This window comes from Pseudomonas sp. Mn2068 (genome assembly GCF_049319725.1).
Taxonomy (GTDB): domain Bacteria; phylum Pseudomonadota; class Gammaproteobacteria; order Pseudomonadales; family Pseudomonadaceae; genus Aquipseudomonas; species Aquipseudomonas gingeri.
Genome location: NZ_JBMOUG010000020.1, coordinates 36,696 through 62,587 on the forward strand (window position 1 = coordinate 36,696; position 25,892 = coordinate 62,587).

The 25,892-nt window shown below is 62.4% G+C and carries 21 protein-coding genes; 6 read left to right on the forward strand and 15 right to left on the reverse strand.

Going from position 1 to position 25,892, the window contains the following annotated elements; translation table 11 throughout:
- Positions 1-5 precede the first annotated feature (5 nt).
- On the forward strand, positions 6-1,676 hold the full coding sequence (locus ACL9RJ_RS30080; protein WP_212810681.1) for a bifunctional protein-serine/threonine kinase/phosphatase: 1,671 nt from the start codon (positions 6-8) through the stop codon (positions 1,674-1,676).
- A gap of 76 nt (positions 1,677-1,752) precedes the next feature.
- On the opposite strand, the gene ACL9RJ_RS30085 is transcribed toward ACL9RJ_RS30080, so the two are convergent.
- From ACL9RJ_RS30085 to ppsA, 8 genes are all read right to left on the reverse strand, one after another.
- Positions 1,753-2,733, reverse strand: a complete 981-nt coding sequence (locus ACL9RJ_RS30085; protein WP_017128056.1) for an OmpA family protein — start codon at positions 2,731-2,733, stop codon at positions 1,753-1,755.
- A gap of 106 nt (positions 2,734-2,839) precedes the next feature.
- Positions 2,840-3,430 carry an RNA polymerase sigma factor SigX gene (gene sigX, locus ACL9RJ_RS30090; protein WP_085983797.1) on the reverse strand — a complete coding sequence of 197 codons (591 nt, stop codon included), beginning with the start codon at positions 3,428-3,430 and terminating at the stop codon, positions 2,840-2,842.
- Between the two features lie 90 nt (positions 3,431-3,520).
- On the reverse strand, positions 3,521-4,345 hold the full coding sequence (locus tag ACL9RJ_RS30095; RefSeq protein WP_042936161.1) for a mechanosensitive ion channel family protein: 825 nt from the start codon (positions 4,343-4,345) through the stop codon (positions 3,521-3,523).
- A 2-nt stretch (positions 4,346-4,347) separates the two neighbouring features.
- Positions 4,348-4,599: a CrfX protein gene (locus ACL9RJ_RS30100; RefSeq protein WP_370590479.1), complete on the reverse strand. Its 252-nt coding sequence runs from the start codon at positions 4,597-4,599 to the stop codon at positions 4,348-4,350.
- A 58-nt stretch (positions 4,600-4,657) separates the two neighbouring features.
- Positions 4,658-5,653 (reverse strand): zinc transporter ZntB, encoded by a 996-nt coding sequence (locus tag ACL9RJ_RS30105; RefSeq protein WP_212810680.1) that lies wholly within the window; start codon positions 5,651-5,653, stop codon positions 4,658-4,660.
- Positions 5,654-5,682: 29 nt separating this feature from the next.
- Positions 5,683-6,174 carry a ribonuclease E activity regulator RraA gene (gene rraA, locus ACL9RJ_RS30110; protein ID WP_017128051.1) on the reverse strand — a complete coding sequence of 164 codons (492 nt, stop codon included), beginning with the start codon at positions 6,172-6,174 and terminating at the stop codon, positions 5,683-5,685.
- Positions 6,175-6,333: 159 nt separating this feature from the next.
- A complete protein-coding gene (locus tag ACL9RJ_RS30115) occupies positions 6,334-7,323 on the reverse strand; it encodes an alpha/beta fold hydrolase (RefSeq protein WP_017128050.1) in 990 nt (329 codons plus the stop codon).
- Between the two features lie 232 nt (positions 7,324-7,555).
- Positions 7,556-9,931 (reverse strand): phosphoenolpyruvate synthase, encoded by a 2,376-nt coding sequence (gene ppsA, locus ACL9RJ_RS30120; protein ID WP_042936160.1) that lies wholly within the window; start codon positions 9,929-9,931, stop codon positions 7,556-7,558.
- A 174-nt stretch (positions 9,932-10,105) separates the two neighbouring features.
- Between ppsA and ppsR the strand changes: the two genes are divergently transcribed.
- Positions 10,106-10,924 (forward strand): posphoenolpyruvate synthetase regulatory kinase/phosphorylase PpsR, encoded by an 819-nt coding sequence (ppsR, locus tag ACL9RJ_RS30125; RefSeq protein ID WP_017128048.1) that lies wholly within the window; start codon positions 10,106-10,108, stop codon positions 10,922-10,924.
- Here the strand turns inward: ppsR and ACL9RJ_RS30130 are convergent.
- Complete coding sequence (locus ACL9RJ_RS30130; protein ID WP_177119218.1) at positions 10,917-12,344, reverse strand: PLP-dependent aminotransferase family protein; 1,428 nt, start codon at positions 12,342-12,344, stop codon at positions 10,917-10,919. The genes ppsR and ACL9RJ_RS30130 overlap by 8 nt on opposite strands.
- 92 nt (positions 12,345-12,436) lie before the next feature.
- On the opposite strand from ACL9RJ_RS30130, the gene ACL9RJ_RS30135 reads away from it, so the two are divergent.
- On the forward strand, positions 12,437-13,378 hold the full coding sequence (locus tag ACL9RJ_RS30135) for a DMT family transporter (protein WP_212810679.1): 942 nt from the start codon (positions 12,437-12,439) through the stop codon (positions 13,376-13,378).
- Between the two features lie 371 nt (positions 13,379-13,749).
- Here ACL9RJ_RS30135 and prpD read toward each other — a convergent pair whose 3' ends face one another.
- The 6 genes from prpD to ACL9RJ_RS30165 all read right to left on the reverse strand — a co-directional run bounded on the left by prpD (position 13,750) and on the right by ACL9RJ_RS30165 (position 22,403).
- Entirely contained in the window at positions 13,750-15,234 is a 1,485-nt protein-coding gene (gene prpD / locus ACL9RJ_RS30140; protein ID WP_422765938.1) for a 2-methylcitrate dehydratase, read from the reverse strand.
- Positions 15,235-15,454: 220 nt separating this feature from the next.
- Positions 15,455-16,645 (reverse strand): 2-methylaconitate cis-trans isomerase PrpF, encoded by a 1,191-nt coding sequence (gene prpF, locus ACL9RJ_RS30145; RefSeq protein WP_212810678.1) that lies wholly within the window; start codon positions 16,643-16,645, stop codon positions 15,455-15,457.
- Positions 16,646-16,811: 166 nt separating this feature from the next.
- Entirely contained in the window at positions 16,812-19,406 is a 2,595-nt protein-coding gene (acnD, locus tag ACL9RJ_RS30150; protein ID WP_017128043.1) for a Fe/S-dependent 2-methylisocitrate dehydratase AcnD, read from the reverse strand.
- Positions 19,407-19,609: 203 nt separating this feature from the next.
- Complete coding sequence (gene prpC, locus ACL9RJ_RS30155; RefSeq protein WP_017128042.1) at positions 19,610-20,737, reverse strand: bifunctional 2-methylcitrate synthase/citrate synthase; 1,128 nt, start codon at positions 20,735-20,737, stop codon at positions 19,610-19,612.
- Positions 20,738-20,793: 56 nt separating this feature from the next.
- Positions 20,794-21,684: a methylisocitrate lyase gene (gene prpB, locus ACL9RJ_RS30160; RefSeq protein ID WP_017128041.1), complete on the reverse strand. Its 891-nt coding sequence runs from the start codon at positions 21,682-21,684 to the stop codon at positions 20,794-20,796.
- On the reverse strand, positions 21,681-22,403 hold the full coding sequence (locus ACL9RJ_RS30165) for a GntR family transcriptional regulator (RefSeq protein WP_017128040.1): 723 nt from the start codon (positions 22,401-22,403) through the stop codon (positions 21,681-21,683). The genes prpB and ACL9RJ_RS30165 overlap by 4 nt, the downstream gene beginning before the upstream one ends.
- A 294-nt stretch (positions 22,404-22,697) precedes the next feature.
- Here ACL9RJ_RS30165 and ACL9RJ_RS30170 point away from each other — a divergent pair, with 294 nt between their 5' ends.
- Genes ACL9RJ_RS30170 through ACL9RJ_RS30180 form a run of 3 tightly spaced genes read left to right on the forward strand, consistent with a single transcriptional unit; the run spans position 22,698 to position 25,761 of the window.
- The gene (locus tag ACL9RJ_RS30170) at positions 22,698-23,237 is read left to right on the forward strand and encodes an ATP-dependent zinc protease (RefSeq protein WP_177085218.1); all 540 of its coding nucleotides are present in this window, start codon (positions 22,698-22,700) and stop codon (positions 23,235-23,237) included.
- A 5-nt stretch (positions 23,238-23,242) separates the two neighbouring features.
- On the forward strand, positions 23,243-24,775 hold the full coding sequence (locus ACL9RJ_RS30175; RefSeq protein WP_422765939.1) for an inactive transglutaminase family protein: 1,533 nt from the start codon (positions 23,243-23,245) through the stop codon (positions 24,773-24,775).
- Positions 24,775-25,761 carry an alpha-L-glutamate ligase-like protein gene (locus ACL9RJ_RS30180; RefSeq protein ID WP_017128037.1) on the forward strand — a complete coding sequence of 329 codons (987 nt, stop codon included), beginning with the start codon at positions 24,775-24,777 and terminating at the stop codon, positions 25,759-25,761. The genes ACL9RJ_RS30175 and ACL9RJ_RS30180 overlap by 1 nt, the downstream gene beginning before the upstream one ends.
- Positions 25,762-25,892: the final 131 nt, after the last annotated feature.

Here is a 25,892-nt window from a genome sequence, read left to right on the forward strand (position 1 = left end):
GCCCCATGGGCCTGCAACTGAGTTTCGCCCAGGCCACGGCCACCGGCCCGCGCGCGGAAAACCAGGACGCCCTGCGCCTGGTCACCCCGGCGCCGGAGCTGGCGGCCAGCAAGGGTTATCTGTTCGCCATTGCCGACGGCGTCAGCCAGTGCGCCGATGGCGCCCTGGCGGCGCAGTCGACCCTGCAGGCGCTGGCCCTCGACTATTACGCCACGCCGCAGACCTGGGGCGTGGCCCAGGCCCTGGACCGGCTGTTGCTGGCGCAGAACCGCTGGCTGCAAGCCAATGGCGGCGGCCAGCCGCTGCTGACCACCTTGAGCGCCGTGGTCCTGCGTGGCCGCCGCTTTACCCTGGCCCATGTCGGCGATTGCCGGGTCTATCGCTGGCACGCCGGCCAGTTGCAACGCATCAGCCAGGAGCATGTCTGGGAACAACCGGACATGCGGCACGTGCTCAAGCGGGCCATGGGCCTGGATCAGCACCTGGTGGTCGACTACCTCGATGGCGAACTGCGCCAGGGCGAGAGCTTCCTGCTGCTCAGCGACGGGGTCTGGGCCACCCTCGGCGACCCGGCGATCGCGGCCATCCTGCGCGAACAGCCGGAACTCGAAAGCGCCGTGGCGACCCTGGTCAGCGCCGCCCACCTGGCCGGCAGCCAGGACAACGCCAGTGCCCTGTTGGTGCGGGTCGACCAGCCGGGGGAAAACAGCCTCGGCGATACCCTGATCCAATTGCAGCAATGGCCCCTGCCGCCCTTGCTGAAACCCGGCCAGGCGTTCGAAAACTGGCAGGTCGAGAGCCTCCTCGGACAGAGCCGGCAATCGCTTCTCTATCGTGTCCGCGACGCCCAGCAACAGCCCTGGCTGCTCAAGACCCTGCCACCAGGCCGCCACGCGGAGCCCGGTGCCGGGCAGGAGCTGCTCCAGGAGGAATGGTTTCTGCGCCGGGTCGCCGGCCGCTGCTTCCCCGAAGTGCATCCCGCGCCACAACGCCAGCACCTGTATTACCTGATGCGCGAATACCCGGGACTGACCCTCGCCGAGCTGTTCCAGCAGATCGGCCCGCTGCCCCTGGCGCAATGGCAGGAACTGGCCCGGCGCACCTTGCAGGCGGTCGGCATGCTGCACCGGCGCAATATCCTCCATCGCGATATCAAGCCGGAAAACCTCCACCTGGGCTCCGACGGCGAGCTGCGCCTGCTGGATTTCGGCCTGGCCTATTGTCCGGGCCTAAGCGAGGAACCGCGCCAGGAACTGCCGGGAACACCCGGCTATATCGCACCGGAGGCGTTCGACGGACAGGCCCCGGATATTCGCCAGGACCTCTACAGCGTCGGCGTCAGTCTGTTCTACCTGCTGACGGGGCACTATCCCCATGGGGAAATCGAAGCCTTCCAGCGTCCGCGTTTTGGCGCACCGGTCAGTGCCGGGCGTTATCGTCCCGATCTTCCCGACTGGCTCGCGCAGAGCCTGACTCGCGCCGTCGCGGTCGATCCCGGACAACGCTACGAGACGGCCGAGGAATGGCTGCTGGCCCTGGAAAAAGGTGAGCGCAATGTGTTGGGCATTCGCCCGCGCCCCTTGCTGGAACGCGAGCCCTTGAAAGTCTGGCGCACCGTGGCGCTGGTATCGCTGCTGATCAACCTGGCCCTGCTGCTCTGGGCACTGAAGCCCTGAACGCAGCAGGTGCCGGGCAAATCGCAGGCAAAGAAAAGCCCGGCCTGAGCCGGGCTTTTCCGTACAACCAAGCTAATTACTGAGCTTGGGCTTCAACAGACGCTTCTACGCGACGGTTGACAGCGCGACCAGCTTCAGTGGCGTTGTCGGCCACTGGGCGGGATTCGCCGTAACCAACTGCAGTCACACGGCTAGGAGCAACGCCATCCTTGACCAGGACTTGCTTGACAGCGTCAGCACGACGCTGCGACAGCTTCTGGTTGTAGGCATCAGGACCGATGCTGTCAGTGTGACCAGCAACTTCAACGTTGGTAGCTGGGTACTGTTTCATGAAGTCAGCGAGGTTTTTCACGTCGCCGTAGCTGTTAGGCTTGACTACCGACTTGTCGAAGTCGAATTTCACGTCCAGCTCAACCTTGACCACTTGAGCGATTGGAGCTTCTGGAGCCGGTGCTGGCTCTTCGGCAACTGGAGCTGGAGCAGGTGCTGGAGCAACCTTGCCACCGCTACCGCCGAAGTTCACGCCCAGACCAACCAGAGCCTGGTAGTCCCACTTGCCGTTGTCCAGCTTGTAGTCAGCTTCAACGCCGGCACGAGCGTACAGGTTGTCGGTGATGTACCACTTGGCGCCAGCGCCGGTGGTCAGGAAAGTCGACTGGTCACGACCGGTGTGGCCGTCAGCAGCAACGTTGGTCTGGCTGCCGTGAGCAACGCCACCTTCAACGTATGGACGGATTGCATCGCCAACGGTACCGAAGTGGTACTGGCTTTTCAGACCGAACTGATCGCCGCGGATCTTCTGGTTGCCAGTGCCGTCGTTCGAACGGGTGTAGTCCAGTTTGCCGTAAGTGGCATTGACCGACACGTCGTCGGTGATGAAGTAGCCGATCGAAGCGCCTGGGCTACGGCCGTCTTCTACGTGGTTGACGCTGTCGTTGAACTTCTTGCTGTAGAACAGCTCACCCTCGACAGCGCCTTGGCCTTGTGCCAGAGCGCCGAACGAAGTTGCGGCAACAAGTGTACCAACGGCAACGCCCAAGGTGTTTTTCAGTTTCATCCGTTAAATCCCCATCTGGTGATTGTGAATCAGTCCCCAAACCGGGGGACAACTCGGCGACAAGTCTAGCAGAACTTGCCTGAACGTAAGAGATATTTGCGTTGAACTAAGTTTCAGCAATACCCGCAAATTTCTCACGCAATTTATCTAAAGCCCTTTTGTAGCGCATTTTCGTCGCACTCAACCCCATGTGCATGATGTCCGCGATCTCCTGGAACTCCAGCTCTGCGACAAAACGTAGCACCAGAATCTCCCGATCGATCGGGTTCACATGCACCAGCCAGCGATCAAGTCCGGCCTTTTCCTCAGGTACCGGCGCCTTCTCTTCAGACGCCTCCTCGAGCGGGTCGAGACTCAAAGCGTCCATCAGGCGACGCTTTCGCCGTTCTTTTCGGTACTGCGTAATGCACTCGTTGTACGTGATGCTATAAAGCCATGTCTTGAACTTCGATTTGCCCTCGAAGTTCTTGAGGCCATACAAGACCTTCAACATCACTTCCTGACAGACATCGTCAGCATCACGATCGTTCCCTAAATACCTTGAACAAACGCTGAACAAAGTTCGTTGATAGCGGCGCATCAACTCTTCGTAGGCCCGCGTCACATGAAAAAGCTCCACATGCGAACGCGCGACCAGCTCCTCATCAGAGAGCTCGCGGGGGTCGTAGCGCATGGATAGCGATTGGGTTTTATTCAAAACGAGTCGTGCCGACAGTCAGGTCAATGTCCGCCGCAGCCCAGGGTTGCGGGCTTTTCGCGGCGGCATACATTAGCAGGGTTTGCCGGATTAGCGGCTACTCACATGCTGTTCCAGCAGGATCCGATTGGAGAGAGAGACTAGCTCACCCTCATCGGTCAGCAATGTGGTTTTAACCGTGCCGATCTCTTCGATCTGGCCTTCGACCTCGCCAACTCGCACTTGTTGCCCAACCTGATACAACTCACGCACATAGATTCCCGCAAGAATCTGCCCCGCGATCTCCCGGCTGCCCAGGCCCATGGCCAGGGCAACGGCCAGACCGACGGTAATCAACACGATCACGATCACATGGTTCAGCAGGTCGGTCTTGACCTCCAACTGACTGATCGCCACCGAAATACTGATGATCACCACCAGCCCCTGGGCCACCCGCCCCAAGCCGCTGGCATAGTCCAGGCCCACGCCTTCGGCGGCACCGCGCACCAGGCCATTGACCAGTTGCGCCAGTAACACCCCCACCAGCAGCACCAGGGCCGCGCCGAATACTTTCGGCAAATACAGCGCCAGCATGTCGAGCGTAGCCGAAACTCGCTCAAGTCCAAGGGATTCGGCGGCGGAAACCAGGAAAATCAGCAATATGAACCAGTAGACGATCTTGCCGATCAGGGTCGAGATCGGTACCTGGATGCCCGCGCGACTCAACAACTTGGTCAGCCCGGTGCCCCCCATGAGGCGATCCAGCCCCAGTTTGGCGAGCAATTTGGACAGCAGGGTATCGAGCAGCTTGGCCACGACAAACCCCAGCAGCACCACGACCAGGGCGCCAAACAGGTTCGGAATGAAGTTCGCGACCTTCGTCCACAATGCTGTCATCGCCGCCACCAGACTCCGGGTCCAGAGATCAAGTTCCATATTCAATCAGCCTTATCCGCAGAGCGAGCAGTAGGGGTACGACGAGAAACCGGCATGACATGGGCCGATCCATTGTTCAGGGCGATCATCAGGGCTTGCAGCCAACGCCCCAGCAGACTGAAGAGATCACCCGCGCCGACCTGGCGGTTGGCGGTTTTCAGCACACGCCCCAGGCACGCATCGTCGTCACGGGTGGACGGCGAGGCCTTGAGCATGTCGCGCAGAGACTGTTCAAACGGATCGTGCATACGCACCTCTCGGAATGTCTTGGAAAGACGCGATCAGAATTTTCCGGGTCACATCAAACATGTTTCACAGCCAGCGCAAACGGCGGAACAGCCACCATTGCCCGAGCGCCACGGCGACGATCAGCAGGCAGGCGATGGCAAATCCATAGGGGTCCTGGGACCACGGAATACCGCCGACGTTGATCCCCAGCAAACCGGTGAGAAAGCTCATCGGCAGGAAGATCCCGGTGATGATCCCGAAGCGGTACATGGTCTTGTTCATGCGCACGCTCAGACGCCGGTCTTCGGCCTCCAGCACAAGCCCCACGCGCTCCCGGGTCAATTCGAGCTCCTCGAGATAGCGGGTCAGGCTGTTGTTCAATTCGTTCCAGTAGTCGGCATCATCGCTGGCAAACCAGGGCAGCCTGATACGCGTCAGCTGGCCAAAGATATCCCGCTGCGGGGCCAGGAAACGTTTCAGCCCGGCAGCTCGACGACGTATCTGCACAATGGCCCCATGTTCGGGACTATACCGTTCGTCGGCATCTATCTTTTCTTCCTCTTCATCGACCACTTCCGAGAGGTCGCTGACCAGATCCTGGACTTTCAGCGTCAGGTACTGCGCCATGTAGAGGATCAGTTCCGAGGCGGTTTTCGGCCCCTTGCCCTCATCCAGTTGCACCAGCAACTCATCGGTCGCGCGCAACGGCCGCAGGCGCAGGGAAATCACCCGCTGGGACGAGGCGAAGATCCGCACCGAGACCATGTCCTCGGGCTCGGCACCCGGGTTGAGGTTGACCCCGCGCAGAAACAGCAGCAGTTCGCTCTCCGGCAACGGCAGCAGGCGTGGACGGGTGTTTTCCTCCAGCAGCAGGTCGCAGCTGAATTCGCTCAGGCCACTGGAGGCGCGCAACCAGGTACGGGTTTGCGGATGACTGCGATCCCAGTGCAGCCAGAGACTTTCCTCGGGCCGCAACTGCAGATCGTCCAGCTCCGTCCGAGCAATCGAGCGCGCACCACCCTTTCCATCGAGAATCAGGGCATGGACCAGCCCCCATTGCGCGTTGTCTTCCTCGAACATCCTTACCCCTGTGAATTGATTGCGAAAAATTACTCGGGCATCTGCAACGGGCTGGGCGAGACGATCACCCCGTTGTTGTCCGCATAGACATATTCGCCCGGACGGAACGTGACGCCGGCAAAGGTCACCGGCACGTTCAGGTCGCCGATGCCGCGCTTGTCGGTCTTCATCGGATGACTGGCGAGCGCCTGCACGCCCAGGTCGGTTTGCGCGATCACATCGACATCGCGGATGCAGCCGTAGATCACCAGCCCTTCCCAGCCGTTCTTCGCGGCCTTCTCGGCGAGCAGGTCACCGAGCAATGCCCGCCGCAGCGAACCACCACCGTCCACCACCAGCACCTTGCCGGCGCCCTTGAGTTCGACCTGGTCCTTGACCAGCGAGTTGTCCTCGAAGCACTTGATGGTCACGATCTCGCCACCAAAGGAGTCTCGCCCACCGAAGTTGCTGAACATCGGTTCAAGCACCTGCACCAGCTCCGGATAGGCATCGCACAGGTCGGGAGTGACGTAATGGTTCATGGGTAAACTCCTGTAGGTGAGAGAACACGATCGGTGTGCCGACAATCCAGGGCGGCCTGCTTGAAGAAACGCTCCGCCCCGGTGAATGTTTAGACAATGACCAGAAACGCTCAATGCGTCATATCTTAGCCGCTACCACTTCGAAGCGAAATGCCCTTCTTAGAGCGCTTGCTGAACCTCGGCTGACTCAGCCCGCAGAAAAGACGGCTGATCGCGCAGCCAGTCGGCCACCAACGGCCACACTTCGGCTTGCGCGGGTTTGCTCACCAGCATCTCCACATGCCCGAAATCCGAGCCGAATCCCGCCTTGCGGCCCAGGCAGATAAAGCGCTTGAGCGGCGAGCCGATCTGGTCGAACAGCTTGCGGCAGGCCCAGTCCGGATCCTGATGATCACCGGCGGCACTCACCGCCAGCAGCGGAACCTCGACTTGCGCCAGGCCCTCCCACCAATTGCGTTCCTTGTCGCCGAAGCGCCCGAACAGGCCATGCCAGCGCAGGCTTTCCAGGGCCAGGCCGATCGGCTCGTCCTCCGGGCCGCGCTTGAGACGTGAGCCGGACAGGTGGGCGAAGCGCTTGAGCAGCAGGCGCCCGCTCCATTCCACCGGTGGAATCTTCAAAGGCCAATAGGTACGACTGACCTGGCAGCCGAACAGGGCCGCCGAGGCCACGGCCGGCGCCCCCAGATACTGGCCGCCGAGGGCCGCCGCCAGGGTCGTGCCGCCCAGGGAATGCCCGATCCAGTGGGGAACCTGCCCACTCTGCTCGCGGACAAAGGCGGCGATAGCCGGCAGGTCGTAGCGCGCATAGTCGGCGACACGGTTCTTGCGATAGTCCTGGTTGCGTGCGGACAACCCGTGACCGCGCATTTCCGCGATCCACACATCGAATCCGGCCCGCGCCAGATAGGCGCCCAGGCCGATGCCCTTGGGGGAATACCAGAAACGCCGGTTGGAAAAGCTGCCATGCAGGAGAATGACCGGCACGCCACGCACTTCGGGTTCATCGGCCAGGCCCAGGCGGGTGACCGCCAGTTCGACCGTGCCATCGGGACTGTTGCCCGGTTTCAAACGATAGACGTCTTCGCTCAGATCGCCACGACGCTCGGCGCTGAGCAAAGCCACCGGAAAAAGACTGCTGCTGCTTTGCATAATGCTCTTGCACAAAAAAGGGCGACTCCTGTGTGGCTTCGCCCTTGTAGGAGCTGGCTTGCCAGCGATGGCGGTGTCAGATTCACCGATGCTGTCGCTGTGAGGCTTCGCCCTGAAAAGTAGTTGATAAACACGCCCCATGCAGGAACCGGCTTGCCGGCGATGGGCCAGAGGGTCTTGTATCGACCTTCCGGACGCCATCGCTGGCAAGCCAGCGCCTGCAAAGGGGGGGTCAGGCCTGGGCCTGGCCTTCAGCCAGGAAGAACCAGGTTTCCAGCACGGTATCGGGATTCAGGGAAACGCTTTCGATGCCCTGCTCCATCAGCCACAGCGCCAGATCCGGGTGATCGGAAGGTCCCTGGCCACAGATGCCGATGTACTTGCCGGCCTTGTTGCACGCCTGGATGGCGTTGGACAGCAGCTTCTTGACCGCCGGGTTACGCTCGTCGAACAGGTGCGCGATGATCCCGGAGTCGCGGTCCAGCCCCAGGGTCAGCTGGGTCAGGTCGTTGGAGCCGATGGAGAAGCCGTCGAAGTACTCGAGGAACTCATCGGCCAGGATCGCGTTGGAAGGCAGTTCGCACATCATGATCACGCGCAGGCCGTCCTGGCCGCGGGCCAGGCCATTGGCGGCCAGCAGGTCGACCACCTGGCTGGCTTCGCCGAGGGTACGGACGAACGGCACCATGATCTCGACGTTGGTCAGGCCCATTTCGTTGCGCACGCGCTTGAGCGCACGGCACTCGAGTTCGAAGCAGTCGCGGAACGATTCGCTGATGTAGCGCGAGGCACCACGGAAACCCAGCATCGGGTTTTCTTCTTCCGGCTCGTAGAGCTTGCCGCCGATCAGGTTGGCGTATTCGTTGGACTTGAAGTCCGACAGGCGCACGATGACCTTTTTCGGCCAGAACGCGGCAGCCAGGGTGCTGATGCCCTCGACCAGCTTCTCGACATAGAAACCGACCGGATCGTCGTAGCCGGCGATGCGCTTGTCGACGCTTTCCTTGATTTCCAGCGGCAGCCCGGCGTAGTTCAGCAGCGCCTTGGGGTGCACGCCGATCATGCGGTTGATGATGAATTCCAGGCGGGCCAGGCCCACACCGGCGTTCGGCAACTGCGCGAAGTCGAAGGCGCGGTCCGGATTGCCGACGTTCATCATGATCTTGAACGGCAGCTCCGGCATGGCATCGACGGAGTTCTTCTTGATATCGAAGCCCAGTTCGCCTTCGAAGATATAGCCGGTATCGCCTTCGGCACAGGAAACGGTCACGCCCTGGCCGTCTTTCAGCAGCTCGGTGGCATTGCCACACCCCACGACCGCGGGGATCCCCAGTTCACGGGCGATGATCGCCGCGTGGCAGGTACGCCCGCCACGGTTGGTGACGATGGCGCTGGCGCGCTTCATCACCGGTTCCCAGTCCGGGTCGGTCATGTCGGAGACCAGTACGTCACCGGCCTGGACCTTGTCCATCTCGGACACGTCCTTGATGATCCGTACCTTGCCGGCGCCGATGCGCTGGCCGATGGCGCGACCTTCCACCAGCACGGTGCCGGTTTCCTTGAGCAGGTAGCGCTCCATGACGTTCGCCTGGGTGCGGCTCTTCACGGTTTCCGGACGGGCCTGGACGATGTACAGCTTGCCGTCGTCACCGTCCTTGGCCCACTCGATGTCCATCGGGCACTGGTAGTGCTTCTCGATGATCATCGCCTGCTTGGCCAGCTCGCTGACTTCGGCATCGCTCAGGCAGAAACGCGCGCGATCGGCCTTGTCGACGTCGACGGTCTTGACCGAACGACCGGCCTTGGCCTCGTCGCCGTAGATCATCTTGATCGCCTTGCTGCCCAGGTTGCGGCGCAGGATGGCTGGCCGGCCGGCTTCGAGGGTGCCCTTGTGGACGTAGAACTCATCCGGGTTCACCGCGCCCTGGACGACGGTTTCACCCAGGCCGTAGGCGCCGGTGATGAACACCACGTCACGGAAGCCCGACTCGGTATCGAGGGTGAACATCACGCCGGCAGTGCCGGTTTCCGAACGCACCATGCGCTGCACACCGGCGGACAGGGCCACCAGCTTGTGGTCGAAGCCCTGGTGCACGCGGTAGGAAATGGCGCGGTCGTTGAACAGCGAGGCAAACACTTCCTTGGCCGCGCGAATGACGTTTTCCACGCCGCGGATGTTCAGGAAGGTTTCCTGCTGGCCGGCGAAGGAGGCGTCCGGCAGGTCTTCGGCGGTGGCCGAGGAACGCACGGCCACAGCCATGTCCGGATTGCCCGCCGACAGCGTGGCGAAGGCGGTACGGATCTCGGCATTGAGCTTCTCGGGGAACTCGGCCTCCATGATCCACTGGCGGATCTGTGCACCGGTTTTCGCCAGGGCGTTGACGTCGTCCACATCCAGCGCATCCAGCGCGGCATGGATCTGGTCGTTCAGGCCACTGAGTTCGAGAAAATCACGATACGCCTGAGCCGTAGTGGCAAAGCCGCCGGGGACCGACACACCGGCACCCGCGAGGTTACTGATCATCTCGCCCAGGGATGCGTTCTTGCCCCCTACGTGCTCCACATCATGGACGCCGAGCTTATCGAGGGAAACTACGTACTCTACCAAGGTGATCTCTCCACTAACTGTGTTGGAAAAGCTCAGGAGCGGGCTGCTCTGTGGCAGGTTGATCCGCTATGTGGCCTGGACCTGGAAAATAAGTGAGAATGCCCGTCATTCCAGATGGGCAAATCGCGCCTATCATATCCAAGAATCGTCATCAGCTTAAGGCCCAAGGTGCAAATGAAACGATCTGCGTTCTTTATCTCCGATGGCACCGGCATCACCGCCGAAACCCTGGGTCAAAGCCTGCTGGCGCAGTTCGAAAACATTACCTTCGCCAAATCCACGCAACCTTATATCGACAGCGTGGAAAAAGCCCGGGCCATGGTCCAGAAGATCAACAATGCCGCCGAAAAGGACGGATTTCGCCCGATCATCTTCGATACCATCGTCAACCAGGACATTCGTGAGATCCTCGCAACGTCCAATGGTTTCATGATCGACATCTTTTCCACCTTCCTCGCCCCGCTGGAACAGGAGCTGAGCGAACACTCCTCCTACTCCGTGGGCAAGTCCCACTCCATCGGCGGCAACTCCAACTACATGGAGCGGATCGAGGCGGTGAACTTCGCCCTCGACAACGACGACGGCGCCCGCACCCACTACTACGACAAGGCCGACCTGATCCTGGTGGGCGTGTCGCGCTGCGGCAAGACCCCGACCTGCCTGTACATGGCGATGCAGTTCGGCATCCGTGCGGCCAACTATCCGCTGACCGAAGACGACATGGAGCGCCTGCAACTGCCGGCCGCCCTGCGCGCCCACCAGCACAAGCTGTTCGGCCTGACCATCGACCCGGACCGCCTCACCGCCATCCGCAACGAACGCAAGCCCAACAGCCGCTATTCGAGCTACGCCCAGTGCGAATTCGAAGTGCGCGAAGTGGAAAACCTGTTCCGCCGGGAAAATATCCCGCACATCAACTCCACGCATTTTTCCGTGGAAGAGATCTCGGCGAAAATCCTCGTGGAAAAAGGCGTGGAGCGGCGCTTCAAATAACCTGGCCGGGCAGGCGATCCTGCTCGAGTACCTGGGCCAGCGCCGCGAACCCGGCCTGCAATTGCCGGTCGTCCCCCGTGGTATTGCACACACTGGCCCGCACGCACTGGGCCGCCGCGCCGTGACCGACGGCAAAGAGTTCCGCCGTGGCGATCAGATAACCGCGCTCCTTGAGCGCCGACTCCACTTCCGAGGCGCGCAGCGATTGCGGCACGCTGATCCAGAAATGCGGACTGTTGGCGTGAGTGCGGTACTCCAGCCCCGCCAGCAAACCCTCGACCAGTGCCTTGCGCCGGCTGATCTCCACCACTTGGTGCGCCAGCAACGCCTGCGCATCGCCGTCTTCGATCCACTGCGCCGCCAGTTCATGCATCAACGGCGTGGCCATCCAGCAACTGGCCCGCAGGCCACCGGCCAGCCGTGCGATCAGCGCCTGCGGCCCATGCACGTAGCCGACCCGCAGCCCGGCGGCCACCGCCTTGCTCAGGCTGCCGATCAGGATGGTGCGCTCCGGGGCGAAAAAGCTCAGCGGCTCCGGCCGGTCCTGCACCAGCACACCATGGGTTTCATCCTCGATAATCAGCAGGTTGTGCCGGCGACAGACCTCGACCAGTGCCTGGCGCCGCTCGAACGATTGCACGCTGGCGATCGGATTCTGCAAGGTCGGCGTGCAATACAACGCGGAAATCCGATGGCCGCGGCAGGCCTCTTCGACGGCTTGCGGCAACAGGCCCTCGGCATCCATTTCGACGCCGATCAGGCGGATGCCCAGCAAGCGCGCCGCACTGATCAGGCCCGGATAACTCAGGTTTTCCGTGACCAGCGTATCCCCCGATTTCAATAACCCGAGCATCGCACTGAGCAGGCCGTGCTGGCCGCCGTTGACGCACACCACCTGCTGCGCACTGGCGACAAAGCCGCCATGGCTCAACCACCGGGCACCGGCCTGGCGATGCCGCTCGAATCCGACCTCCGGGGCATAGTTGGCCAACGCGGCAAGCACCTGCGGATCACTCGCCAGGGCCTGCAGGCTGCGGGCAAAACACTCGGCCTCGGCGCCGGGAATATGCGTGTTGCGGCTCATGTCGAAATACGCGTGGACGCCCTCGCCGGGATGGCGAAAACCCCGGTCGCGCTGCTGCTCACGGGCACGATCACGAACAAAGGTGCCGTCGCCGATCCGCGCCACCACCCTGCCCAGGCGTTCCAGTTCGCCATAGGCACGACTGACGGTAGCCACGGTGACCCCCAGTTGATCGGACAGCCGTCGATGGGGCGGCAGCTTGGTGCCGGGGGCAATGACACCTTCCTCGATGCCCCGCTCGATCACATCGCTGATGCGCTTGTACTTGAGGCCCTGGCCGTCCAGCAATCCGGCGCGCAACATTGGCACCATGTCATTATAGTTTTTGACAGTCATTGGCGACCTCAATACTGTGAATTTACCCATTCAATGACTCATTCTAGCCGATTGAACGGTTTATTCACGCTGTTTTTGGGAGAAATGACACCATGTCAATTTCAGCCAGCTTTGCCACCCCTCGCCCCGAACGGCACCGCTACCTCACCGCCCTGCTGACCAGCGTGCTGTTCCTGGTTGTCTGCCTGTGCTGGGGCACCACCTGGCTGGGAATCAAGATCGCCGTGGAAAGCGTCCCGCCCCTGACCGCCGCCGGACTGCGTTTCCTGATCGCCTTTCCGCTGTTCCTCGGCTTTGCCGCCTGGCGCCGGGAACCGCTGTGGTTTCCCCGGGAACGCCGTGGCTTCTTCGTGTTCGTCACCCTCGGCTATTTCAGCCTACCGTACTACCTGCTGAACTACGGCGAACTGCATGTTTCTTCGGGCCTGACCGCACTGCTGTTCAGTTGCATGCCGGTGTTCATCCTGATTTTCTCGGCGTTGTTCCTGCGGGAAAAGATCTACCTGTCCCAGGTCTGCGGAATTGTCGTGGGGTTTGCCAGCCTGTTCATGATCCTGCGCAGCCAGGGCCTGCGCCTGGATCACGCCGAACTGTTCGGGGTACTGGCGATCCTGGCGACGGCGGTGATGCACGCCTTGTGCTACGTGATCACCAAGCAGAAGGGCCAGGCCATCAGCGTGATCACCTACAACACCCTGCCCATCGGCATTGCCGGCCTGATGCTGTTTGTCGCGGGGCTGGGGCTCGAATCGCCGGAGTTCGGCGCCATCACCCCACGTTCCTGGGGCGCGCTGCTCTACCTGGGGCTGGTCGCCTCGGTCGGGGGATTTCTCGTCTACTTCCTGCTGCTCAAGCGGCTGAGCCCGGTGATCCTGTCGTTCGTCTTCATCATCTTCCCGGTGTTCGCCGTGCTGATCGGCGCCTGGTACGAAAACCTGCCGGTGTCTCGGGACCTGATGCTGTATTCGGCGACCCTGCTGATCGGCTTTGCGATCACCAAGTTGCCACTGGAGAAATACCTGGCAGCCCGGTGAGGTCCTTGGGCCTTGCGGCGCTTTCCAGGGCCTCATCGCCAGCAAGCCGGCTCCTACAAAGTAGCGTCACGCTCGAATCCTGCAGGCGCTGGCTTGCCGGCGACGGGGCTCGTGAGGCTTGCGGTGCCTGCACGAACGCCATCGCCGGCAAGCCGGCTCCTACAAATCAGCGTCATGTCCGAATCCTGTAGGCGCTGGCTTGCCAGCGATGAGGCCCTTGAGGTTTGCGGTGCCTGCACGAACGCCATCGCCGGCAAGCCGGCTCCTACAAAGTAGCGTCGTGCTCGAATCCTGTAGGAGCTGGCTTGCCGGCGATGAGGCCCTTGAGGCTTGCGGTGCCGGTACGAACGCCGTCGCCGGCAAGCCGACGCCTAGATCACGAACAGATCGACAAAACGCTGTACCGGCGTGGCCTCCAGCCGCGCCTGGTCCTTGCACAGGGCGAGGATTTCAGCACTGCGCCGGGCGGTGAAGCGCGTCGCCAGGTTGGCCTTGAACTTGTCTTCCAGCAACGGTATGCCCTCGGCCCGGCGCCGACGATGGCCGATCGGGTACTCCACCGCCACCTGCCCGGTGGCGCTGCCATCCTTGAAGAACACCTGCACGGCATTGGCGATCGAACGCTTGTCTGGCTCCAGGTATTCGCGGGTATAACGCGGATCCTCGACTATCACCATCTTCTCGCGCAACACATCGATGATCGGATGGGCCGCGTGGAAATCATCCTCGTAGTGCTCGGCCACCAGGTTGCCGAAAGCCAACGGCACCGCCGTCATGTACTGGAGACAGTGGTCACGGTCGGCGGCATTGGCCAGCTGGCCGACCTTGGAAATGATGCGGATCGCCGACTCATGGGTGGTGATGACGATCCGGTCGATCTCATGCAGCCGGTTCCTGACCAGCGGATGCAGGATCACCGCCGCCTCGCAGGCGGTCTGGGCATGGAACTCGGCCGGGAAGCTGATCTTGAACAGCACGTTTTCCATGACGTAGCTGCCGTACCCCTGGGACAGGCTGAAACCGCGCTTGTCCGCGGGCTTGAGCGCCAGGTCCTTGTTGGTGTGGCTGAACAGCACGTCGTAGAACCCCCATTGCGGCGCGCTCAATACCCCGGGAATGCCCATCTCCCCACGCAGGGCGATATCCGCCAGGCGTACGCCACGACTGGTGGCATCGCCCGCCGCCCAGGATTTGCGCGAGCCGGCATTCGGCGCATGACGATAGGTACGCAGTGCCTGGCCATCGACAAAGGCATGGGACAGCGCCGCCAGCAACTGTTCACGGCTGGCGCCCATCAACCTGGCGGTGACGGCGGTAGAGGCGACTTTTACCAGCAGCACATGGTCGAGGCCGACCCGGTTGAACGAGTTTTCCAGAGCGATCACGCCCTGGATCTCATGGGCCATGATCATCGCTTCCAGCACCGTGCGCACGGTCAGCGGCGCCTCGCCACTGGCCAGGCGCTTCTGCGACAGATGATCGGCCACCGCGAGAATCCCACCGAGATTATCCGAAGGATGGCCCCACTCGGCCGCCAGCCAGGTGTCGTTGTAGTCGAGCCAACGGACGATGCAACCGATATCCCAGGCGGCCTTGACCGGGTCCAGGCAAAAGCGGGTGCCGGGCACCCTGGCCCCGAACGGCACCGCGGTGCCCTCCACCAACGGCCCCAGGTGCTTGGTGCACTCGGGAAAGCGCAGGGCCAGGAGGCCGCAACCCAAGGTATCCATCAGGCAGTTGCGGGCGGTATCCAGCGCCTCCGGCGACTCGATGCGGTAATCGAGCACATAGTCGGCGATGTCCTGCAGGACCTGGTCGTAGTCGGGACGGTTGTTCAGATCAACGTTGGCGCTCATCTTCGATTCACTCCGCTAGCGGTGTATGGGGTCGGTTCGGGCCTCGGGTTCAAGACTGATAACGGTTTATCAAACGACTTATTATTCCGGACGGTGCGCTTTCATGTAGGAGCCGGCTTGCTGGCGATGGGGCCCGCGAGCCTTGCATTGCCTGATCGGCCATCATCGCCGACAAGCCGGCTCCCACAAGTTTTGTGCTTCACCACAAAATCCCGAGCCCTCAGAAGGCATCACCGGGCACACGTACCCAGCCTTCCATCAGCACCCGCGCACTGCGACTCATGATGGCCTTGACCACGCTCCATTCACCGTCGACCAGGGTCGCCTCGGCACCGACACGCAAGGCGCCCGACGGATGCCCGAAGCGCACCGAACTGCGCGCGCCACCGCCCGCCGCCAGGTTGACCAGGGTGCCGGGGATCGCCGCGGCCGTACCGATGGCCACGGCCGCCGTGCCCATCATGGCGTGATGCAGCTTGCCCATGGACAACGCCCGCACCAGCAGGTCGAGGTCGCCCGCCGCCACCGGCTTGCCACTCGACGCGGTATAGCTGGCCGGCGGGGCGACAAAGGCCACCTTCGGTGTGTGCTGACGCTTGGCCGCCTCGTCGATATGCTCGATCAACCCCATGCGTACCGCACCGTAGGCGCGGATCGTCTCGAACATCGCCAGGGCCTTGGGATCGCCATTGATATCGCCCTGCAACTCGCTGCCGGTGTAGCCGATATCCGCCGCATTGACGAAGATGGTCGGGATGCCGGCGTTGATCAGGGTCGCCTTGAAGGTGCCGACACCCGGCACTTCGAGGTCGTCCACCAGATTGCCGGTGGGAAACATCGAACCGCCCGCGCCCTCTTCCTCGGCCGCCGGGTCCATGAATTCGAGTTGCACCTCAGCGGCGGGAAAGGTCACGCCGTCGAGTTCGAAATCGCCGGTTTCCTGGACCTGCCCCTCGGTGATCGGTACATGGGCAATGATGGTCTTGCCGATATTCACCTGCCAGATCCGCACCACCGCCACGCCGTTGCGCGGAATACGCGCGGCATCCACCAGGCCGGCGCTGATGGCGAACGAACCGACCGCCGCAGACAGGTTGCCGCAGTTGCCGCTCCAGTCGATAAACGGTTTGTCGATCGATACCTGGCCGAACAGGTAGTCGACATCGTGGCCGGTCTTGATGCTCCTGGACAGGATCACCGTCTTGCTGGTGCTGGAGGTGGCTCCGCCCATGCCGTCGATCTGCTTTTCATACGGGTCGGGGCTGCCGATCACCCGCAACAGCAAAGCATCCCGTGCCGCACCGGGCAGTTGTGCCGCTTCCGGCAGGTCGTCGAGGTTGAAGAACACCCCTTTGCTGGTACCGCCACGCATATAGGTGGCGGGAATCCTGATTTGCGCTGCATGGGCCATGAAATCTCCTGTTGGGGTCTGGACATGACGCGATTTCGCGACGCCCCCCCCCTCTGTAGGAGCCGGCTTGCTGGCGATGGCGGCGCGGAATCCTGCATCGCCATCACTGACAGACCGACCCGTCATGAACAAGGCCGGGGCTTCGTTCGCCGCCCCGGCAACACCTTCAACCCGCAGTGGCCGATTGGAGGAAGTCCTGGGCAAAACGCTGCAGGACACCGCCGGCCTCGTAGATCGAGACTTCTTCGGCGGTATCCAGGCGGCAGGTCACCGGCACGTCGACCCGCTCGCCGTTGCGGCGCTGGATCACCAGGGTCAGGATCGCCCGCGGCGTCCGTTCGCCGATCACATCGAAGGTCTCGGTACCGTCGATACCGAGGGTCTTGCGATCGGTTCCCGGCATGAACTCCAGAGGCAACACGCCCATGCCCACCAGGTTGGTGCGATGGATCCGTTCGAAGCCTTCGGCGGCAATCGCCTCGACCCCGGCCAGCCGCACGCCCTTGGCCGCCCAGTCACGGGACGAACCCTGGCCGTAGTCGGCGCCGGCGATGATGATCAGCGGCTGCTTGCGTTCCATGTAGGTTTCGATGGCTTCCCACATGCGCATGACCTGGCCTTCCGGCTCGACCCGCGCCAGGGAACCCTGCTTGACCTTGCCGTTTTCCACGACCATTTCGTTGAACAGCTTCGGGTTGGCGAACGTCGCCCGTTGCGCGGTGAGGTGATCGCCGCGGTGGGTCGCGTAGGAGTTGAAGTCCTCTTCCGGCAGGCCCATTTTCGCCAGGTACTCGCCAGCCGCGCTGTCGAGCATGATGGCGTTGGACGGCGACAGGTGATCGGTGGTGATGTTGTCCGGCAGCACCGCCAGCGGGCGCATGCCCTTGAGCGGTCGCGCACCGGCCAGGGCGCCTTCCCAGTACGGCGGACGACGGATATAGGTGCTCATCGGCCGCCAGTCGTACAGCGGCGTGACCTTGGGTCCGGTGTCTTCGTGGATGGCGAACATCGGGATGTACACCTGGCGGAACTGCTCCGGCTTCACCGACGCCTTGACCACCGCGTCGATCTCCTCGTCGCTCGGCCAGATGTCCTTGAGGCGGATCTCCTTGCCCTCGGCGTCCAGGCCCAGCACATCCTTCTCGATGTCGAAGCGGATGGTGCCGGCAATCGCATAGGCCACCACCAGCGGCGGCGACGCGAGGAAGGCCTGCTTGGCGTACGGATGGATACGTCCGTCGAAGTTGCGGTTACCGGACAGCACGGCGGTTGCGTAAAGATCGCGGTCGATGATTTCCTGCTGGATCACCGGATCCAGCGCACCGGACATGCCGTTGCAGGTGGTGCAGGCAAAGGCCACCACGCCAAAGCCCAGTCGCTCCAGTTCGCCGCTCAGCCCGGCTTCGTCCAGGTACAGCGCCACGGTCTTGGAGCCCGGCGCCAGCGATGACTTGACCCACGGCTTGCGACTCAGGCCCAGCCTGTTGGCATTGCGCGCCAGCAGGCCGGCGGCGATCACGTTGCGTGGGTTGCTGGTGTTGGTGCAACTGGTGATGGCGGCGATGATCACCGCGCCATCGGGCATTTGCCCCGGTACGTCGCTCCACTGGCCGGCAATGCCCTTGGCCGCCAGGTCGCTGGTGGCGACACGGGCGTGAGGGTTGCTCGGGCCGGCCATGTTGCGCACCACCGAGGACAGGTCGAACCGCAGGCCGCGCTCGTACTGCGCATCCTTGAGGCTGTCGGCCCACAGGCCGGTATGCCTGGCGTAGTTTTCGACCAGTTGCACCTGCGCGTCTTCACGGCCGGTGAGTTTCAGGTAGTCGATGGTCTGCCGGTCGATATAGAACATCGCCGCCGTGGCGCCGTACTCCGGGGCCATGTTGGAGATGGTCGCGCGGTCGCCCAGGGTCAGTGCCGAGGCACCTTCACCAAAGAATTCCAGCCAGGCCCCGACGACCTTCTGCTTGCGCAGGAACTCGGTCAGCGCCAGCACCATGTCGGTGGCGGTGATGCCCGGTTGCAACTTGCCCGTCAGTTCGACGCCGACGCTTTCCGGCAGGCGCATCCACGACGCCCGGCCGAGCATCACGCTCTCGGCTTCAAGGCCGCCGACGCCGATGGCGATCACCCCCAGCGCATCGACGTGGGGCGTATGGCTGTCGGTGCCGACACAGGTATCGGGAAAGGCCACGCCGTCACGCGCCTGGATCACCGGCGACATCTTCTCCAGGTTGATCTGGTGCATGATGCCGTTGCCCGGCGGGATCACATCGACGTTCTTGAACGCCTTCTTGGTCCAGTCGATGAAATGGAAGCGGTCTTCGTTGCGACGGTCTTCGATGGCGCGGTTCCTGGTAAAGGCGTCCGGATCGAAACCGCCGCACTCCACGGCCAGGGAGTGGTCGACGATCAGCTGCGTCGGCACCACCGGGTTGACCTGGGCCGGATCGCCACCCTGGGAGGCGATGGCGTCGCGCAGGCCGGCCAGATCGACCAGGGCGGTCTGGCCGAGAATGTCATGGCAGACCACGCGGGCCGGGAACCAGGGAAAGTCGAGGTCGCGCTTGCGCTCGATCAGTTGCTTCAGGGAATCGGTGAGCGTCGCCGGGTCGCAGCGCCGTACCAGGTTTTCGGCCAGCACCCGGGACGTGTACGGCAGGCTGTCGTAGGCCCCGGGCTGGATGGCATCGACCGCCGCGCGGGCGTCGAAGAAATCCAGCGGGCTGCCAGGCAGCGATTTACGGTATTGAGTGTTCATCGTCAGGACTCGATCACGGTAGTTACAAAGGGTGGGGCCTGGCACCAGACCTGAAGTGAACACAACCCACTGTGGGAGCGGGCTCGCCCGCGATAGCGCCAGGTCAGTCGACATCACTGTCGGATGTGACTCGGTCATCGCGGGCAAGCCCGCTCCCACAGGAATCCTGGTGAACTTCAGACCCCTGTGTAAGCCCTCGCCATTCAGCGTTGTTCGATTGGCACGAACTTGCGCTGCTCGACGCCGGTGTACTCGGCGCTCGGACGGATGATGCGGTTGTTGGCACGCTGCTCGAATACATGCGCCGCCCAGCCGGTCAGGCGCGAGCAGACGAAGATCGGGGTGAACAGTTTGGTCGGGATGCCCATGAAGTGATACGCCGAGGCATGGTAGAAGTCAGCGTTGGGGAACAGCTTCTTCTGTTCCCACATGGTCTTGTCGATGGCTTCGGAAACCGGGAACAGCACGGTGTCGCCGACCTCGTCAGCGAGTTTTTTCGACCAGCCCTTGATCACTTCATTGCGCGGATCGCTGTCTTTGTAGATCGCGTGACCGAAGCCCATGATCTTGTCCTTGCGCGCCAGCATGCCGAGGGTGCCTTCGACGGCTTCCTGCGGCGAGCTGAACCGCTCGATCATTTCCATCGCCGCCTCGTTCGCGCCGCCGTGCAGCGGTCCGCGCAGGGAACCGATGGCCGCGGTGACACAGGAGAACAGGTCGGACAGGGTCGAAGCACAGACCCGCGCGGTAAAGGTCGAGGCGTTGAATTCGTGCTCGGCGTAGAGGATCAGCGACACGTTCATCACCTTGACGTGCAGTTCGCTCGGCTTCCTGCCGTGCAACAAGTGCAGGAAATGGCCGCCAATCGATGGCTCGTCGCTGACGCAGTCGATGCGCTTGCCGTCGTGGCTGAAGCGATACCAGTAGCACATGATCGCCGGGAATGCGGCGAGCAGGCGGTCGGTCTTGTCGTGCTGTTCGGAGAAGTCCTTCTCCGGCTCGATGTTGCCCAGGAACGAGCAACCGGTGCGCATCACGTCCATCGGGTGGGCATCGGCGGGGATGCGCTCCAGTACTTCCTTGAGCGCTTGCGGCAGGTCGCGCAGCTTGCCCAGCCTGTTCTGGTAGTCGGCGAGTTGCGCCCGGGTCGGCAGTTCGCCGTACAGCAGCAGGTACGCCACCTCTTCGAATTGCGCATCGGCGGCCAGTTCACGCACGTCATAACCGCGATAGGTCAGGCCGGCACCGGCCTGGCCCACGGTGGACAAGGCCGTCTGCCCGGCCACCTGGCCACGCAGACCGGCACCGCTCAGTACTTTTGCTTCAGCCATTGCTCTCTCCAATTCTTGAATTTATTCGGGACCCGGCAAGTGGGGGTGATCAGGCTTCAGCCCTTCTTCTGGGCAAACAACGCATCGAGCTTCTGCTCGAAGGTGTGGTAGTCGATACGATCGTACAACTCCATGCGCGTCTGCATGGTGTCGATCACATTGGCCTGGGTGCCGTCGCGGCGAATCGCGGTGTAGACGTTTTCCGCCGCCTTGTTCATGGCACGGAACGCCGACAGCGGGTACAGCACCAGCGACACATCGGCGCCCGCCAGTTGCTCGACGGTGTACAGCGGCGTCGCGCCGAACTCGGTGATATTGGCCAGGATCGGCGCCTTCACCCGGCTGGCGAACAGCTTGTACATGTCCAGCTCGGTGATGGCTTCCGGGAAGATCATGTCGGCGCCGGCCTCGATGCAGGCGGCGGCGCGATCCAGGGCCGATTCCAGCCCTTCCACGGCCAGCGCATCGGTGCGCGCCATGATCACGAAGCTGTCATCGGTGCGCGCATCGACGGCGGCCTTGATGCGGTCGACCATTTCCTGCTGGGAGACGATTTCCTTGTTCGGCCGATGACCGCAGCGCTTGGCGCCGACCTGGTCTTCGATATGGATCGCCGCCGCGCCGAACTTGCTCATCGACTTGACGGTACGGGCGACGTTGAACGCCGAGGAACCGAAGCCGGTGTCGACATCCACCAGCAACGGCAGGTCGCAGACATCGGTGATGCGGCGGACATCGGTCAGCACGTCATCCAGCCCGGTGATGCCCAGGTCCGGCACGCCGAGGGAACCGGCGGCGACACCGCCACCCGACAGGTAGATCGCCTTGAAGCCGGCGCGCTTGGCCAGCAGTGCATGGTTGGCGTTGATCGCACCGACCACTTGCAACGGATGCTCGCTGGCGACCGCATCGCGGAAACGCTGACCGGGCGTGTTTTTCTGACTCATGACTCACCTCGTGGAGTGGCTGTCGGTTTCGCGCTGTCCTGGTAGTGACGCGCAATATTGCGTTTCGACGCGCCGATATGGCGGCGCATCAACAACTCGGCCAGTTCGCCGTCGCGATCGGCAATGGCATCGAGAATCCGGTGGTGTTCGGCAAAGGCCTGGCGTGGCCGGTTGGGCGTGGCGGAAAACTGGATGCGGTACATGCGCACCAACTGATACAGCTCGCCGCAGAGCATCTGGGTCAGGGTACGGTTGCCGGCCCCCTGGATGATCCGGTAGTGGAAATCGAAGTCACCCTCCTGCTGGTAGTAACCGACCCCCGCCTGGAACGCCGCGTCGCGCTCGTGGGTGTGCAGCACCTGGCGCAGTTCCTCGATCTCTTCGCTGGTCATGCGCTCGGCCGCCAGGCGACAGGCCATGCCTTCGAGGGACTCGCGGATTTCATAGAGCTCGACCAGCTCGGCATGGCTCAGGGACACCACCCGTGCCCCGACATGGGGCACGCGCACCAGCAGGCGCTGGCCTTCCAGGCGATGGATGGCTTCGCGCAGCGGACCGCGGCTGATGCCATAGGTGCGCGCCAGCTCCGGCTCGGAAATCTTGCTGCCAGGGGCGATCTCGCCCTTGACGATAGCCGCCTGGATGCGCCGGAAGACGTTTTCGGAGAGTGTCTCCGAATCTTCCTGGACAGTCACGACCGGCTCCAGCTCATCCAGCATATTGTCGACACCTTTGAAATCAATGATGCCAAAACTAGCCAATACAGCCGTCTCAGTCAAAGAATTAATTGGTATTGTCGACAATAGTCTAAGAGCGCCAGCAAACGCCCCCTGGTTGCAGAGACAGCCGACACCCAGCTTCCCCGGCGCTGGCGCCATAAAACCAGCATGCTAGAATGCCGCGCGCATCAAACGATGCCATGCCTGTCATCTTTATCTGACAGACGCACGAGGAAGCTTGCGCTGTATTGCCAGTCACCTTGAATCAAGATTGCCCGATACGCGCCAGGATTTATGAGACTCAAGCCCTTCCCCCTACTGCTTTTGTTCCTGCTCGGTCTGCCCGGCCTCGGCCTCGCCACCGAAAAGACCGTGTATGGCCTGAACGAGTATGCCAACCTGGTCGGGATCGACCTGGAAGTCGCGGCCAAGCTCGACACCGGGGCCAAGACCGCCTCTCTCAGTGCCCGTGACATCAAGCGCTTCAAGCGCGACGGCGAAAGCTGGGTACGCTTCTACCTGGCCATCGACGCGGCCCATTCGCACCCCATCGAACTGCCGCTGGCCCGTGTCAGCAAGATCAAGCGGCGCTCCGGCGACTACGATCCGGACGAGGACAAGGCCTATACCGCCCGCCCGGTGATTGCCCTGAATGTTTGCATGGGTACGGCTTTACGCAGTATTGAAGTGAACTTGACCGACCGAAGTGCATTCCAATACCCGCTTCTGATTGGCTCAGAGGCGCTCAAGCGCTTCGACGCGCTGGTCGACCCCAGCCTTAAATACGCTGCCGGCAAACCCGCCTGCACCGCCGACGCTCAAACCGCCGAGTAATTCGCATGCGTTCTCTTACCCTCCATCTGAAAATCCTCATCGCCGTCCTGGTGGCGCTGGGTATTTCGGTCACGGCCTATCAGATTTTCGTGCTGGGGATTCCGGTCACCGAGGATGCCACGGACGACCTGTGGAACATCGACGCCAAGGTGGAGTTCATCGCCGCGAGCAAGGACCCGGTGAAGATCCAGATGTTCGTGCCACCGCTGAGCCGCGACTACGTCAGCCTCAACGAGAGCTTCATTTCCAACAACTACGGCGTGAGCGTCAATCGCACCGACGGCAACCGCAAGGTCACCTGGTCGGCACGGCGGGTCAGCGGCAAGCAGACCCTGTATTACCGCCTGGTGCTGACCAAGCGCTACACCGGTGAAAAACCCAAGGTCAAGGGGCCGACCTTCCGCGACAGCATGGCCATCGAAGGCCCGGAAAAGATCGCCGCCGAAGCCCTGCTCGCGCCCATCCGCCAGCACTCGGCGGATGTCGAGACCTTCATCGGCGAAACCATCAAGCGGGTCAACAACCTCAACGACGACAACGTCAAGCTGCTGCTGGCGGGCGATCCGTCGACGCCGCACAAGGCGCAGATCATCGAACTGCTGCTGTCCATCGCCCACGTCCCGCTGGAAAAGGTCCACACCATCCGCCTGGTGGCCGACCAGCCGCAGACCCCGGAACTGTGGTTGCGCAGCTTCAATGGCAACGACTGGCTGTACTTCAACCCGGACACCGGCGAACAGGGCCTGCCCAGTGACCACCTGCTGTGGTGGACCGGCGATGACAACCTGATCACCGTCGAAGGCGGCAAGAAGGCCAGCGTCAATTTCAGCCTGAACAACAGCGAGATGAACGCCATCCGCCTGGCCAAGCTGACCGACGAGAACTCCGACGCCAACTTCCTCGAATACTCGCTCTACGGCCTGCCGCTGCAAACCCAGCAGACCTTCATGATCATGGTGATGATCCCGATCGGCGTACTGGTGATCCTGATCCTGCGCAACCTGATCGGCCTGCAGACCCTCGGCACCTTCACCCCGGTGCTGATCGCCCTGGCCTTCCGCGAAACCCAGCTGGGCTTCGGCATCGTCCTGTTCACCATCATCACCGCCCTGGGCCTGTCGCTGCGTTCCTACCTGGAGCACCTGAAGCTGCAGATGCTGCCGCGGCTGTCGGTGGTGCTGACCTTCGTCGTGGTGCTGATCGCCGCCATCAGCCTGTTCAGCCACAAGCTCGGCCTGGAACGCGGCCTGTCGGTAGCGCTGTTCCCGATGGTGATCCTGACCATGACCATCGAACGCCTGTCCATTACCTGGGAAGAGCGTGGCGGCGGCCATGCGATGAAAGTCGCGATCGGCACCCTGTTCGCCGCCTCCCTGGCGCACCTGATCATGAGCGTGCCGGAGCTGGTGTACTTCGTCTTCACCTTCCCGGCGATCCTGCTGATCCTGGTGGGCTTCATGCTGGCCATGGGTCGCTATCGTGGTTATCGCCTGACCGAACTGGTGCGCTTCAAGGCCTTCCTCAAGGACGACGCCTGATGTTCGGCCTGTGGAAAACCTGGAAGGCCCTGGAAGCCAAGGGCATCATGGGGATCAACCGGCGTAACGCCGACTATGTGCTCAAGTACAACAAGCGCAGCCTGTACCCGATCGTCGATGACAAGATCATCACCAAGGAACGGGCGATCAAGGCCGGTATCCATGTGCCGGAAATGTACGGCGTGATCTCCACGGAAAAGGATATCGACAAGCTCGGCGAGATCATCGGCGGGCGCAGCGACTTCGTCATCAAGCCGGCCCAGGGCGCCGGCGGCGATGGCATCCTGGTGATCGCCGACCGTTTCGAAGGCCGCTACCGGACGATTTCCGGACGGATCATCAGCCATGAGGAAATCGAGCACCAGGTTTCCAGTATCCTCACCGGCCTCTACTCCCTGGGCGGCCACCGCGATCGGGCACTGATCGAATACCGGGTGACCCCCGACCAGATCTTCAGGAGCATCAGCTACGAAGGCGTGCCAGACATCCGCATCATCGTGCTGATGGGCTACCCGGTGATGGCCATGCTGCGCCTGCCGACGCGCCAGTCCAACGGCAAGGCCAACCTGCACCAGGGCGCCATCGGCGTCGGCGTCGACCTGGCAACGGGCCTGACCCTGCGCGGCACCTGGCTGAACAACATCATCCGCAAGCACCCCGACACCACCAATGCGGTGGACGGCGTGCAACTGCCGAACTGGGACGGTTTCATGAAGCTGGCCGCCGGTTGCTACGAGCTGTGCGGCCTGGGGTACATCGGGGTGGACATGGTCCTGGACCAGGACAAAGGCCCGCTGATCCTCGAACTCAACGCCCGCCCCGGGCTGAATATCCAGATCGCCAACGACTGCGGCCTGACCACTCGCGCCCATGCCGTGGAAGCCCACCTGGAGCAGCTGGCCGCCGCCGGGATCAGCGAAACCCCGGAAGAGCGGGTGCGCTTCGTCCAGGACATGTTCGGCCACGTGCCGCCCAAGGGCGCCTGAACCCATGACTTTGCGGGAGCGGCATTGCCACATCATGCCCTTCCACAAAGCCACATAAGCCCTTCCCCAAAAAATGTGCGGCCATCGATATGCCCATCACCGACACCCCTCTAGGAGCGACGCCTGCAGGG

Coding starts and splice junctions, on each gene's coding strand:
- ACL9RJ_RS30080 (WP_212810681.1), top strand. CDS start 6: ATGGGCCTGCAACTGAGTTTCGCCCAGGCCACGGCCACCGGCCCGCGC.
- ACL9RJ_RS30085 (WP_017128056.1), bottom strand. CDS start 2,733: ATGAAACTGAAAAACACCTTGGGCGTTGCCGTTGGTACACTTGTTGCC.
- ACL9RJ_RS30095 (WP_042936161.1), bottom strand. CDS start 4,345: ATGGAACTTGATCTCTGGACCCGGAGTCTGGTGGCGGCGATGACAGCA.
- ACL9RJ_RS30105 (WP_212810680.1), bottom strand. CDS start 5,653: ATGTTCGAGGAAGACAACGCGCAATGGGGGCTGGTCCATGCCCTGATT.
- rraA (WP_017128051.1), bottom strand. CDS start 6,174: ATGAACCATTACGTCACTCCCGACCTGTGCGATGCCTATCCGGAGCTG.
- ACL9RJ_RS30115 (WP_017128050.1), bottom strand. CDS start 7,323: ATGCAAAGCAGCAGCAGTCTTTTTCCGGTGGCTTTGCTCAGCGCCGAG.
- ppsR (WP_017128048.1), top strand. CDS start 10,106: ATGAAACGATCTGCGTTCTTTATCTCCGATGGCACCGGCATCACCGCC.
- ACL9RJ_RS30130 (WP_177119218.1), bottom strand. CDS start 12,344: ATGACTGTCAAAAACTATAATGACATGGTGCCAATGTTGCGCGCCGGA.
- ACL9RJ_RS30135 (WP_212810679.1), top strand. CDS start 12,437: ATGTCAATTTCAGCCAGCTTTGCCACCCCTCGCCCCGAACGGCACCGC.
- prpD (WP_422765938.1), bottom strand. CDS start 15,234: ATGAGCGCCAACGTTGATCTGAACAACCGTCCCGACTACGACCAGGTC.
- prpF (WP_212810678.1), bottom strand. CDS start 16,645: ATGGCCCATGCAGCGCAAATCAGGATTCCCGCCACCTATATGCGTGGC.
- acnD (WP_017128043.1), bottom strand. CDS start 19,406: ATGAACACTCAATACCGTAAATCGCTGCCTGGCAGCCCGCTGGATTTC.
- prpC (WP_017128042.1), bottom strand. CDS start 20,737: ATGGCTGAAGCAAAAGTACTGAGCGGTGCCGGTCTGCGTGGCCAGGTG.
- prpB (WP_017128041.1), bottom strand. CDS start 21,684: ATGAGTCAGAAAAACACGCCCGGTCAGCGTTTCCGCGATGCGGTCGCC.
- ACL9RJ_RS30165 (WP_017128040.1), bottom strand. CDS start 22,403: ATGCTGGATGAGCTGGAGCCGGTCGTGACTGTCCAGGAAGATTCGGAG.
- ACL9RJ_RS30170 (WP_177085218.1), top strand. CDS start 22,698: ATGAGACTCAAGCCCTTCCCCCTACTGCTTTTGTTCCTGCTCGGTCTG.
- ACL9RJ_RS30175 (WP_422765939.1), top strand. CDS start 23,243: ATGCGTTCTCTTACCCTCCATCTGAAAATCCTCATCGCCGTCCTGGTG.
- ACL9RJ_RS30180 (WP_017128037.1), top strand. CDS start 24,775: ATGTTCGGCCTGTGGAAAACCTGGAAGGCCCTGGAAGCCAAGGGCATC.